Annotated in this window: 11 protein-coding genes and 1 other RNA gene; 9 read left to right on the forward strand and 3 right to left on the reverse strand. The window is 48.6% G+C overall.

Going from position 1 to position 12,960, the window contains the following annotated elements; translation table 11 throughout:
* Positions 1-11: 11 nt before the first annotated feature.
* Positions 12-1,838, reverse strand: coding sequence for an excinuclease ABC subunit UvrC (gene uvrC, locus AC2T15_RS01955; RefSeq protein ID WP_486778999.1), 1,827 nt, complete (start codon positions 1,836-1,838; stop codon positions 12-14).
* A gap of 1 nt (position 1,839) precedes the next feature.
* Positions 1,840-2,481, reverse strand: coding sequence for a response regulator (locus AC2T15_RS01960; protein WP_486778596.1), 642 nt, complete (start codon positions 2,479-2,481; stop codon positions 1,840-1,842).
* Positions 2,482-2,795: 314 nt separating this feature from the next.
* On the opposite strand from AC2T15_RS01960, the gene rnd reads away from it, so the two are divergent.
* Entirely contained in the window at positions 2,796-3,920 is a 1,125-nt protein-coding gene (rnd, locus tag AC2T15_RS01965) for a ribonuclease D (protein ID WP_486778597.1), read from the forward strand.
* Positions 3,920-4,213 (forward strand): YcgL domain-containing protein, encoded by a 294-nt coding sequence (locus AC2T15_RS01970; protein ID WP_053101173.1) that lies wholly within the window; start codon positions 3,920-3,922, stop codon positions 4,211-4,213. Before rnd ends, AC2T15_RS01970 begins: the two co-directional genes overlap by 1 nt.
* An 11-nt stretch (positions 4,214-4,224) precedes the next feature.
* Here the strand turns inward: AC2T15_RS01970 and AC2T15_RS01975 are convergent, their stop codons facing one another.
* Positions 4,225-4,530, reverse strand: coding sequence for a ComEA family DNA-binding protein (locus AC2T15_RS01975; RefSeq protein ID WP_486778598.1), 306 nt, complete (start codon positions 4,528-4,530; stop codon positions 4,225-4,227).
* An 89-nt stretch (positions 4,531-4,619) separates the two neighbouring features.
* Here AC2T15_RS01975 and AC2T15_RS01980 point away from each other — a divergent pair, with 89 nt between their 5' ends.
* From AC2T15_RS01980 to AC2T15_RS02010, 7 genes are all read left to right on the forward strand, one after another.
* Positions 4,620-5,300, forward strand: coding sequence for a thiopurine S-methyltransferase (locus AC2T15_RS01980; RefSeq protein ID WP_053105123.1), 681 nt, complete (start codon positions 4,620-4,622; stop codon positions 5,298-5,300).
* A gap of 74 nt (positions 5,301-5,374) precedes the next feature.
* An RNA gene (gene ffs, locus AC2T15_RS01985) (signal recognition particle sRNA small type) lies at positions 5,375-5,471 on the forward strand.
* A 130-nt stretch (positions 5,472-5,601) separates the two neighbouring features.
* A complete protein-coding gene (dnaX, locus tag AC2T15_RS01990; RefSeq protein ID WP_486778599.1) occupies positions 5,602-7,602 on the forward strand; it encodes a DNA polymerase III subunit gamma/tau in 2,001 nt (666 codons plus the stop codon).
* A gap of 23 nt (positions 7,603-7,625) precedes the next feature.
* Entirely contained in the window at positions 7,626-7,952 is a 327-nt protein-coding gene (locus tag AC2T15_RS01995) for a YbaB/EbfC family nucleoid-associated protein (protein WP_053101181.1), read from the forward strand.
* Positions 7,953-8,009: 57 nt separating this feature from the next.
* Positions 8,010-8,609 (forward strand): recombination mediator RecR, encoded by a 600-nt coding sequence (gene recR, locus AC2T15_RS02000; protein WP_286637922.1) that lies wholly within the window; start codon positions 8,010-8,012, stop codon positions 8,607-8,609.
* 143 nt (positions 8,610-8,752) lie between these two features.
* On the forward strand, positions 8,753-9,883 hold the full coding sequence (locus AC2T15_RS02005) for an efflux RND transporter periplasmic adaptor subunit (RefSeq protein WP_486778600.1): 1,131 nt from the start codon (positions 8,753-8,755) through the stop codon (positions 9,881-9,883).
* The gene (locus AC2T15_RS02010) at positions 9,873-12,950 is read left to right on the forward strand and encodes an efflux RND transporter permease subunit (protein ID WP_486778601.1); all 3,078 of its coding nucleotides are present in this window, start codon (positions 9,873-9,875) and stop codon (positions 12,948-12,950) included. The genes AC2T15_RS02005 and AC2T15_RS02010 overlap by 11 nt, the downstream gene beginning before the upstream one ends.
* The last annotated feature ends 10 nt before the right edge of the window (positions 12,951-12,960 follow it).

Genomic DNA, 12,960 nt, shown 5'->3' on the forward strand with positions numbered 1-12,960 from the left:
TTAAGACCAAACTAGTGACTATGAAGGGCTGCGTAGATAGTTTCCGCTAGTGTACGACTTATCCCCGGTGTTTTGGAAATTTCTTCAATACTGGCGCGGGACAACTCTTGCAAACCACCAAATTGTTTTAACAGTTCACGCCGTCGCTTTGGCCCCACATTAGGAATACCTTCTAAAGGTGAAGTGCGTCGTGCTTTACCACGTCGTGCGCGGTGTCCAGTAATAGCAAAGCGGTGCGCTTCATCACGAATATGTTGGATTAAGTGCAAAGCAGGTGAGTGGCTAGGCAGGGTGAACTCATGCTCAATTGAGTTAAGGTACAAAGTTTCAAGGCCAGGTTTACGGGTCACACCTTTAGCAATGCCAAGTAATGTAATGTCATTTAAAGCCAGTTCGTTAAGTACCGCTTTGGCCATTTGCAATTGACCTTTACCACCGTCAACAATCAACAAGTCCGGCAATTTAGCGTCAGCTTGCTTACTGGCTTTAGCTAAACGGCGCTCTAAGGCCTGTTGCATAGCAGCATAATCATCACCGGCGGTTACACCTTTAATATTGTATAGACGGTAGTCTGACTTCAGTGGCCCATCTGGGCCAAATACGACACAAGAGGCCACGGTTGCTTCGCCACTGGAGTGACTAATATCAAAGCATTCTAAACGCTCGGGCGTGCTGTCTAGTTGCAGTGCTTGGGTGAGCTTATCAAAGCGATCGGCGATTTGTGATTTGTCGGCGAGCTGAGTTTGTAGGGCATGTTCGGCATTGGTTTGGGCCAGTTGTAGCCAGCGCAGGCGATTGCCGCGAACCGTATGCAGTAACTCAATTTTTTTCTGGTGCTCGGCTGATAATGCCTCGGTCAGGGCGGTACGGTCGTCCAGCGCTAAGTTAGTGATTAAGGTATTGGGTAGGTCACGTTCAGCGCCTGTTAGGTAAAGCTGGGCAATAAAGGCCGTAAGAATTTCGCTATCAGTTGACTCTAAAGCAAGTTTTGGATAGTAATTTTTACTGCCTAAGACTCGACCATCGCGTACCTTAATCAGGTGTACTGAAGCAACGCCGGCACTGCTGGCTAAGGCAATCACATCGACATTGCCATGGCCGCCTTCTATTGACTGCTGATCTTGCACACGTCTAAGGGCGGAAATTTGGTCACGAATCACCGCTGCTTGCTCGAAATCTAGCTGCTTTGCCGCTTGCTCCATATGGGTTTTTAACTCATCAGTTAGGGCATGACTGCGACCGGTTAAAAATAATTTAGAGTGCCTTACATCTTGAGCATATTCATCGGCCTCGACTAAGCCGACACAGGGTGCTTTGCAGCGTTTAATTTGATACTGCAGGCAGGGACGGCTGCGATTTTTAAAAAAAGTGTTATCGCACTGGCGAACCTGAAAGGTTTTTTGCAGTAAGTTTAAACTTTCGCGAATGGCTACGCGGCTTGGGTATGGCCCAAAAATTTCACCTTGGGGTTTTTTCTTGCCTAGATGGATACTGAGACGGGGATAAGGGTCATTAGAGAGCAAGACATAGGGATAAGACTTATCATCGCGCAGCAAAATATTATAGGGCGGGCGAGATTGCTTAATCAGCGTTTGTTCAAGTAATAGCGCTTCGGTTTCATTATGAGTGAGTGTGACTGCAATGCGCGCTATTTTTTTGACTAAGGCTGCGGTCTTCGGCGCTAGCTGTTGGGTTTTAAAGTAACTGCTGAGCCGGTTTTTCAGGTTTTTGGCTTTGCCGACATAGAGAAGTTGGTCATTTGCATCAAACATTCGATAGACGCCAGGGTGCTGGCTGCAACTGGCAAGAAAAGCTGAGGCATCAAATACAGTCATAATTTTATGATTGGACTTCAATAAGCCCATGCTTAATCGCCAGATGAGTTAGCTTAACATCACTGTCGATAGCGAGTTTTTCAAAGGCGCGATAGCGATAGGTATTAATCGTTTTCGGCGAGACACAAAATAAGTCAGACAGCTCTTGGGGCTTATGGCCTTGGGCAATCATCAAACAGACCTCTAGCTCGCGACCAGACAGGGTTGAAAATGGGCACTCCGGCGCATTGGTTAAATGGCTTAACGCTAGGCGCTCTGCATGCTCTGGGCTCAGGTAGTGCTCATTTTTAATCACTTTATTAATCGCAGAGATTAGCTCTTCTGGCGACGCGCCTTTAGTTAGAAAACCTTTGGCGCCAATCTCAAATAAGCGTTCGAGATAAGTTTGATCATCGCAGGCAGTGACCGCGATAATCTTGGTATCAGGTAAGCGCTCCATGATTTTACGGGTCGCTTCTAAACCGCCCATACCAGGCATACGAATATCCATCAAGATAACATGGGGCTGCAATTGACTGGCCAACGCGTAAGCCTGCTCGCCGCTGTTGGCTGTGCCAACTACGTTAAATGTTGGAATACCTTCTAGCATACTGGTAATTCCAAGACACACCAGATCATGGTCATCAACGACTAAAAATTTTATCACTAACCACCTCGCAAATAGGATAGAGATTGCTAGAAAGTGAGCGAGTTACTTAGAAAACATAACGACCTGAACGGGCTAAACTAAGATGCGCTTTTCATTACTTGGCAAGACTAACCAAATCCTTCAAAGGCAGCTCTTCAACTAAATACTAAGTCTGGAGCGACTACTATGAAGTTGGCCGTGCAGTGTAACAAAATCCTAGCTGAACGTCAGTTAGACGCGTGCGAAATCTATTGGGGCACTTTTCCGCGGGAAGAACTACGTATTTAGTTTGAGGCAGGTATAATCGGCGGCCTATTAGAGGAGTGAAATCAGTGTCTATAGATATTCAATGGGTGACTAGCGATCAAGAGCTAAGTAAGAAGTGTGCGCAATGGGCAAAATTAAGCTACTTAGCCGTCGACACTGAGTTTATTCGAGTGAGTACCTTTTATCCTATTGCTGGCTTAATTCAACTCAGTGATGGGCAGAGTGTTTTTCTGATTGACCCTTTGTTAATTACAAACTGGCAGCCTTTTAAAGAGCTATTAGAAAGCAAGCAGGTGATCAAGGTGTTACATGCTTGCGGTGAAGATTTGGAAGTCTTTGCTAGGTTAATGGAGGCAAGGCCACAGCGTCTTTTTGATACTCAGATTGCGGCTGGGTTATTAAATATTGGCTTTTCTATGGGCTACTCACGGCTGGTGCAGGCATTGTTACATATTGAGCTGCCCAAGGGAGAAACCCGTTCTGACTGGCTCCAGCGTCCACTGAGTGAGACCCAAGTGCTGTATGCAGCTCAAGATACGTTGTACTTAGCCCAGGTGTATTTGCAGTTAGCTGAGCGCTTATCAGCAGAAAAGCTACAGTGGCTATTTGAAGATGGTGATACCTTGGTGCAGCTACATACAGCCAAGCCAGAGCCCGAGCTGCGCTGGCAACTGATTAAGCAGGCTTGGAAGCTAAATCGTCAGCAGCTAGGAGTGCTGCAGCATTTAACGGCGTGGCGTGAAGAGCAGGCGATGAGCCGTGACGTGCCGCGCAGTCGCGTACTGAAAGATAGCTCGTTATATGCTTTAGCTGAACAGCAGCCGACTAGCCTCTATCAGCTAGCAGACATTGTAGATATGCATCCTAATACCATACGCCGTGAAGGGGCTAAGGTTTTAAGCTTGATTCAGCAAGCGCTAGAAAAGCCCGCCGAGCAGTGGCCAGAGTCACTGCCACAGCCGTTAACAGTGACCGAGGCTAAGCAACTGAAGAAGCTTCATCGTTGGGCAAAACTACAGGCGCAGCAGTTAGACATTGCGCCAGAAATGATGGTGAAAAAGAAATGCCTAGAGGCATTGTTAAGAAGTGGCTTGGAAACAGGACACTATCAGTTACCCGAAAGTTTATCGGGTTGGAGAAGACAGCAGCTAGGTGATTTACTCCTAGACCGTTTGCAGGAAAACCTCTGATGAAAATTATTTGTTCGATTTATCAAAGCACTAAAAAACCAGGGATGTATTTATATGTGCCCAAAGCGGATGAACTTAATAAAGTGCCGGAGGCTTTATTAAGCTTATTTGGTCGGCCAAAATTCTGCTTTAGTTTACTGCTTACGCCAGAGAAACAGTTAGCACGAGAAGACATCTCCCAAGTATTAGAAAATTTACAGCAGCAAGGTTTTCATTTACAGATGCCTCCCCCGGAAGAAGAATACATTGAGCATCTACCGGAGGAGTTATTGCGTCGCAATGACCCTATTTAGTTGAAGGAGAGTTAGAGCGATAATTTATCGCGATTTTTTTCCAGTGTGGCGTTACCGATACCTTTGACTTCTAGTAACTCATCAATGTGCTCAAAGGGCCCGTTAGCTTCTCGATAAGCAATAATGGCTTGGGCTTTGGCCATACCAATGCCAGATAAGTGTTTGGCTAAGGTTTCTGCATCAGCTTGATTTAGGTTAATAGTTTGAGTTTGTTGTTGAGTGTTAGCTACAGCAGGAGCTGGCTCATCGGCAAGTACTAATGCAGGGGTTAAACCTAGTAGAGTGCTGCAGAGCAGAGCTTGGATTAATCGTTTCATAGTTTACCGTCCTTAGATTAAATTCGAGTTGCAACAGAAGTGTAGGTGGGGAATGATCGGCCGCAAGTTTTTTGATAAAAGAGGTGCGTATGGATCAGGAGTTTTGGCTAGAGCGCTGGGAGAACAACCAAATCGGTTTTCATTTACGGGATCGAGCAAATCCTTGTCTAGATAAGTATTGGCACCTCACCAAACTAACGCCAGGGGCTACGGTATTTGTGCCGTTGTGCGGTAAGAGCTTAGATTTGCTGTGGTTCGCTGAACAAGGCTATAAAGTAATAGGGGTAGAGCTGGCGGAAAAAGCCGTGCAAGATTTTTTTAAAGAGCACCAGCTCACGCCTAGCCTAGTTGAAACGGCAGAGTTTAAGTGCTACCAAGCGGCGAATATCACGCTGTATAGCGGAGATTTTTTTGCTTTAACTAAAGCTCACTTAGCACAGTGCAGTGCAGTTTATGATCGGGCGGCTTTAGTGGCTTGGCCACCTGAGTTGCAAGCACGCTACGCTGCGCATTTGTTCAGTATTTTGCCCCAAGCATCCACTGGTTTAGTGGTGGTGATGGATTACTTGCAAAGTGAAATGGCTGGGCCCCCCTTTGCTGTAAGTGAGGCGCAATTAAATAGTTTTTTAACGAATGACTATCAGGTAGAGCGAGTCGGGCAACGCGATATTTTACGCTACGAGCCTAAATTTGTTGAACGTGGGCTTACCAGTTTAACGGAGAATGTATTTTTACTTAGTGCTCAAACACAAACTGCAGGTGCAAACTAAGCCTTGTGTTTATAACGAATAAAGGTACAATAAGCGCCGCATCAAGGTCTTTGAGGCGCGCGTTATGGTGGCCCTACCGGTCCCCTCGCAACGATTACCTGTTAACCTGGTCAGGCCCGGAAGGGAGCAGCCATAGCAGGGACATTGTGTGCCGGGGTGTGGCTGGTAGTGGTCACCTCCATTCTCTGCAGCTCTCCTTATTAGTTTATTGTGGCTTAATCTCTGGCTCAGGCAGTGCATTTTTGTCTCTGCTCCGTTAGCATACCTACGTATTTTTAATCCCTTGAAACAGTAGGTGACGATGAGTTATCAAGTGCTGGCGCGTAAATGGCGTCCTAAAAATTTTGCAGAAATGGTCGGGCAGGCCCATGTGCTCAAGGCCTTAATTAATGCACTTGATAGTCAGCGCTTACACCATGCCTATTTATTTACCGGCACCCGTGGCGTAGGAAAAACTACCATTGCGCGGATTATGGCCAAGTGCTTGAACTGTGAGCAAGGCGTCAGTTCAACGCCCTGTGGTCAGTGTTCAATTTGCCGCGAGGTCGATGAGGGGCGCTTTGTTGATTTAATCGAGGTGGATGCGGCCAGTAAAACCAAGGTCGAGGATACCCGTGAGCTACTCGATAATGTGCAGTATATGCCCAGCCGTGGGCGTTATAAGGTATACCTAATTGACGAGGTGCACATGCTATCGACCAGCTCATTTAATGCGTTGCTCAAAACCTTAGAAGAGCCACCGAGTTACGTTAAGTTTCTATTGGCTACCACTGATCCGCAGAAGCTACCCCCTACGATTTTATCGCGCTGCTTGCAGTTTTCTCTAAAAAATATGCAGCCTGAGCCTATTGTTGGGCATTTGTCTGATGTGTTAAGCGCCGAGCAAATCCCCTTTGATACCGACGCTTTATGGTTGCTTGGGCGCGCGGCTAACGGCTCTATGCGTGATGCAATGAGCCTAACTGATCAGGCGGTAGCTTTTGGTCAGGGACAGGTACGTGCTGAAGATGTGCGAGCAATGCTTGGTTCGATTGATCAGGGCCATACTTACCGCATTTTACAGGCGTTATTACAAAGTGATGGCGCGCAATTATTGCAGGCGATTGGCCAGCTGGCTGACCAAGGTCCAGATTGGGCAATGGCGCTCAGCGAGTTATTAAGTATTTTGCACCGTGCCGCGGTAGCGCAATTGGTCCCTGATGCGATTGATAATGGCCAAGGTGATCGTGAGCAAATTTTAGCGATTGCGCAAACGGTACCGGCTGAAGATTTACAGTTCTACTATCAAGTTGGGTTAATTGGGCAGCGAGATTTACCGTTAGCTCCTGATGGGCGCAGTGGTTTTGAGATGGTTTTGCTGCGTATGTTAGCGTTTCGTCCGGCTGCTCTAGCGCATCAGCCAAGTGTGACTTTAGTCACTGCTGCAGATAGGGTTGATCCCAGCGCAGAAAAAAAAACTGAAAAAAACACCCTAGGCGTTAGCCTTTCTTCGCAATCGCAATCGCAATCGCAATCGCAATCGCAATCGCAATCGCAATCGCAATCGCAATCGCAATCGCAATCGCAATCGCAATCGCAATCGCAATCGCAACCGCAACCGCAACCGCAAGCAGAAATCAGTGGGGAACCGGCGCCTTGGGAAGATGTACCTCAGCCTTCTGCAGCGCCAGCGGCTGAACCTGTAGCGGCCACTTGGGTAGCGCCTGAGCCACTCGCTCAGTTAGCGTCAGAGGACACAGAGGCTGACTCAGAAACTGATGAGATCGATGACGGCGCTCTCGATTCCTATGCCTATTTAATGGATATCCACCAGCATTATGCTGACTTACAGCAGTCTGAGGCCCAGCAAGCACCGATGGGAGCAGTGGCTGATGAAGTCTTAGCTGAAGATTTGCGGTTACAGATTCCAAGTGCCAGTGGGGTGGCTGCGGAGTGGCTCGAGATTTATCCACAACTCGAGTTAGCAGGAATGACTGCTAGCATTGCCGCTAACTGTGCGTTGATCGAAAAAACGGCAGAGCATTGGTTAATGCATATTGAACAAGGACGTAGCTCATTACTGAATGCTAATCAGCAGCAGAGAATTGAGCAGGCAATCAGCGACTGGCTAGGGCAAAAAATTCAATTGGTAATCGAAAAACAGCCAGAGCAAGAGGTGGAGACCCCGGCTTTAGCCGAGTTACGGCGTAAAGCTCAAGCTCAGCATCAAGCGCATCAAGAAATTTTAAAAGATCCTATTGTAGTGCAGCTAATGGAGCAGTTTGGCGCTACAATTGTCCCCCAAACAGTTGAGCCAATTTAACAAGCAACTCAGAGGAAAAAGTTATGTTTAAAGGTGGAATGGCGGGCTTGATGAAGCAAGCTCAAGAAATGCAGGAAAAAATGCAAAAAGCTCAAGAAGAGCTAGCCAATGCAGAAGTTACTGGTGAGTCAGGTGCTGGTTTAGTCAGTATTGTGATGACCGGTCGACATGATGTACGTCGGGTTAATATTGATGCCAGCTTACTGGAAGAAGACAAAGAGATTTTAGAAGACTTAATCGCTGCTGCAGTTAATGATGCGGTGCGTAAAGTAGAGCAAAATACCCAAGAAAGCATGGCCGGCATGACCGCAGGTATGCAATTACCGCCAGGCTTTAAAATGCCTTTCTAAGCGTTAGTTAAGGTTCACGCCTGCACCTTGCTGCAGGCTTTTTTTTGTAGATTGATTATGTCTTTTAGTCCTTTAGTTCGACAGTTGTTGGATGCATTACGTGTATTGCCCGGCGTGGGGCAAAAAACTGCCCAACGCATGGCTTTACAGCTATTAGAGCGGGATCGAGGCGGAGCCTTACGCTTGGCAGAAGCTTTGCAAGCGGCGATGCAGGGCGTCGGCTACTGCCAACAATGCCGTGCGCTCAGTGAGGCAGATATTTGTGCTATTTGTGCCGATCCGAAACGTGAACAGCAGTTGCTGTGTGTAGTGCAAAGCCCAGTGGATGTGCATTTGGTAGAGCAAACCGGTTATCGCGGCTTGTATTTTGTCCTTAAGGGGCATTTATCGCCGTTAGACGGACTGGGGCCAGATTCCGTAGGTATTCCTGATTTGCTCGAGCGTATTGAGCAAGGCCAGTTTAGTGAAGTGATTCTCGCCACCAACCCCACTGTAGAAGGGGAGGCCACCGCCCATTACATTGCTCAACTGCTGCTTGGCGAGCCGCTTGTGGTGTCGCGCTTAGCCCATGGCGTACCCCTCGGTGGCGAGTTAGAGCTGGTCGACGGCAGCACCTTAGCCCACGCCCTAGCGGGTAGAAAACCCTTACTTGGCTAGTGCTAGGGTAAGAATTTATTGCCTAGACGGCGCGTGTACAACCCAGCGCTGAGAGGTGAACTAAGGTGTTGCTAGATTTATCGCTCAAACAAGTGTTTTAATGCCAGCCTCACACTTCACATTGTTAGCAGGTTGGGTTGGGTATGCCGTATCGTTTTTCTCTTCTACTTGGGCTTATCAGTAGCATTTGGCTGGTAGGATGTCAGCAAGAGCCAGAACCAGCGGCGGTAGTGCGGCCGGTACTGGTCGCGCAACCCCAGGTAGGAGTTAGTCATAACGAAAGCTTTCCCGGTGAAGTCAGAGCCCGCTTTGAGCCTGAGCTGGCATTTCGTATCGGTGGTAAAGTCACCGAGCGCTTAGTCGATGTGGGGGCACGCGTTAAACAAGGCCAGCCGCTAGCCAAACTAGATGCGCAAGACGTTAATTTACAGTTGCAGTCAGCGCAAGCACAGGTCAGTGCCGCCCAGTCAAATCTTGCCTTAGTGAAAGCCGAGCGCGATCGTTATTTAAAGCTTAAGCAGCGTCAACTCGCTAGCCAGTCGCATTTTGACAATGCCGATACCCAGTATAAAACTGCGCTAGCCTCATTAAAGCAGGCGCAGGCACAATACGATGTGGCGAAAAACCAAAGCAGTTATAGCACCTTGTATGCACCGGCAGACGGGGTCATTAGCATGGCCCGCCTAGAGGTTGGGCAAGTGGTCGCCGCAGGGCAAACCGTCTTTGTGCTAGCAGCGGATGGTGAGCGAGAGGTGGTGATTGGTTTGCCCGAGCAGACTGCGACTCAGTTTAAAGTCGGTAATGCGGTCAAGGTTGAGCTGTGGAGTCATCCCGAGCAAAAGTATGAAGGCAGTATTCGTGAAATTTCACCGGCTGCTGATCCCCGCTCGCGCACTTTTGCAGCCCGAGTGAGTTTCGCCGCTGATAATAGCATGGCGGAAATCGGGCAAAGTGCCAGAGTCTATGCCTATAAAACTACGCGGCCGATGCTCAAACTTCCGCTCAGTGCAGTTACCGCAGAAAATAATCAGCCCTATGTGTGGCGTGTGGTGGCTCATTCAGAAGCAAATGGGCAACTGATAACCGAGCGAGTTGATATTGAAACCGGTGCTTTTAGTGAGACCGAGGTGACGGTACTTTCAGGTTTGCAGAGCAGTGACTGGGTGGTGACAGGTGGCGTGCAGCTGCTGCAAGCTGGGCAAGTGGTGACTGCGGTTGATCGAGATAACCGCCCAGTGCACCTAGGAGAGCAGGAGTCAGCAGATGCGCTTTAATCTCTCCGAGTGGTCGCTCAATAATCGCCCATTAATTTTATTTTTAATGATTATGCTGGGGTTGGCCGGTTTTTTTTCCTATAGCCAGCTTGGGCAAAGTGAAGATCCGCCGTTTACGTTTAAAGCCATGGTGATTCAAACTCTGTGGCCAGGGGCGACGGCGGAAGAAGTCTCGCAACAGGTAACCGAGCGGATTGAAAAAAAACTGATGGAAACCGGTGAGTTTGATCGAATTGTTTCGTTCTCACGCCCCGGTGAGTCGCAGATCACGTTTTTGGCCAGTGATGACTTTAAGTCCAAAGATATTCCTGAGTTGTGGTATCAGTTGCGCAAGAAAGTGGGAGATATTCAATACAGCTTACCGCAGGGCACCATAGGGCCGTTTTTTAATGATGAATTTGGCACCACCTTTGGCAATATCTACACCTTAACCGGCGCGGGCTTTGATTACGCGACCTTGAAAGACTATGCCGATCGTTTACAGCTGCAATTACAGCGGGTAAAAAATGTGGGTAAGGTCGAGATCTTGGGCTTACAAGAAGAGCGGATTTGGGTCGAAATCTCCAATACACGCTTAGCCACCATGGGTGTGCCTTGGCAAACGGTCCAGCAAGCGCTAGAAGAGCAAAACAGCGTTACTGCGACAGGTTTTTTTGAAACCGCTAGTGATCGGGTGCAAATTCGGGTCAGCGGTCAGTTTGAAAATTTTGAACAAATTCGCGCCTTTCCAATTCGTGCGGGAGATCAAACATTTCGTTTAGGCGATATCGCCACGGTGTACCGTGGCTTTCAAGATCCGGCCGCGCCTAAGGTGCGCTATCAAGGGCAAGAGGCCTTAGCGATTGCCGTGGCGATGCGTGAGGGCGGCGACATTTTAGTCTTAGGTAAAGCCTTAGAGCAGGAGTTTGCACGGCTTGAGCAAACCTTGCCGATTGGCATGACCTTAACGAAGGTCTCCGATCAACCCGCTGCGGTTAAAACCAGTGTTGGTGAATTTGTTCAGGTACTGATTGAAGCCCTAGCGATTGTTTTGCTGGTGAGTTTTTTCTCACTGGGTTTTCGTACTGGCTTAGTCGTGGCGATTTCGATTCCGATTGTATTAGCCATGACCTTTACGGTGATGCATTACCTTAACATTGGGCTGCACAAAATCTCTTTAGGCTCTTTGGTATTGGCATTGGGCTTAATGGTTGATGATGCCATTATTGCCGTGGAAATGATGGCGATTAAAATGGAGCAAGGTTATAACCGGATCAAAGCGGCGAGCTTTGCTTGGACCAGTACCGCCTTTCCGATGCTGACCGGTACCTTAATTACTGCCGCCGGATTTTTACCGATTGCCACGGCTGCTTCTAGCGTGGGGGAATATACCCGCTCGATTTTCCAGGTAGTGGGTATTTCCTTGGTGGTGTCTTGGATTGCTGCGGTTATGTTTGTGCCGTATTTAGGGTATTACCTGTTACCAGATAATAAGCATCAGCAAGCCGCAGAAACTCATGATCCCTATGACACACGCTTTTATCGTGGTGTTCGAGCGCTGGTTAATTGGTGTGTTGGCCATCGCTGGTTAGTGATTGGCGTGACCTTATTAGTTTTTAGCGGGGCAGTGGCTTTATTTAAGTTTGTACCGAAGCAGTTTTTCCCAGAATCGACTCGTTTAGAGATGATGGTTGATTTAAAACTGACTGAAGGGGCGTCACTGAGCGCCACCGAGCAACAGGTGCAACGTCTAGAAAAGCTCTTAGCCGAGCGTCAGGATATTGATAATTATGTGGCTTATGTTGGCACCGGTGCGCCACGCTTCTATTTGCCATTGGATCAACAATTACCGGCTACCAGCTTTGCCCAGTTTGTGATTGTCAGTCAAAGTTTAGCCGCACGGGCTGAACTGAGAACTTGGCTGATTGAGCGTTTACATCAGGATTTTCCTGAAGTACGGGCTAGGGTTACGTTATTAGAAAATGGGCCGCCGGTGGGCTATCCCGTGCAGTTTCGCGTCTCGGGTGAACATATCGAAGAAGTACGCGCCCAAGCACGTAAGGTGGCTGAGGTGGTGCGGAGTAATAGTCATGTATCCAATGTGCATCTCGATTGGGAAGAGCCCAGTAAGGTGGTTAAGTTAACCATTGATCAAGACCGTGCGCGGGCCTTGGGGGTGAGCACGGCTGGTGTGTCACGCTTTTTGCAAAGTGCCCTATCTGGGATTGCCGTGGCCCAGTACCGTGAAGGCGATGAGTTAATTCAAATTCAGCAGCGTGGAGTGTTGAGCGATCGCACCGATCTTGCTGGGCTGGGTAACTTGGCGATTCCGACGGAAAATGGCACCAGCATCAGTTTATCCCAGGTCGCCACCCTGAGTTACGGTTTTGAAGAGGGAGTCATCTGGCGCCGCAACCGTTTACCAACGGTAACAGTGCGCGGTGATATTTATGGCAGTGCGCAGGCAGTAGATGTGGTGCAACAAATTTTGCCGCAATTAGCCGCTGTCCGTGAGCAGCTACCTGCCGGCTATCTATTAGAAACAGGTGGCACAGTAGAAGATTCTAGTCGTGGTCAGAGCTCGGTGGTGGCAGGTTTACCATTGTTTTTAGTGGTGGTGCTGAGTTTACTGATGATCCAGTTACGCAGTTTTTCGCGCTCAGTGTTAGTGTTTTTAACGGCACCCTTAGGCATGATTGGGGTTACTACATTCTTGCTGCTCTTTGCCCAGCCCTTTGGCTTTGTCGCGATGCTGGGCACTATCGCCTTATCGGGCATGATTATGCGTAACTCGGTCATTTTGGTCGATCAAATAGAGCATGATATTGCTGCAGGGCATGGGCGCTGGCAGGCCATTGTCGATGCTACGGTGCGTCGCTTCCGACCCATAGTGCTGACTGCGATGGCTGCGGTGCTGGCGATGATTCCTTTGTCGCGCAGCGTATTTTTTGGTCCGATGGCTGTGGCTATCATGGGCGGCTTGGTATTTGCCACCGCGCTGACGTTATTATTCTTGCCGGCCCTTTACGCCGCTTGGTTTAAAGTCACAGCCGATGAGGATAAACCCAGTCCAGAGGCTACTGCTTAGCCCGCCAGTG

It is taken from the genome of Thiopseudomonas sp. SA1F2-1K (genome assembly GCF_057443035.1).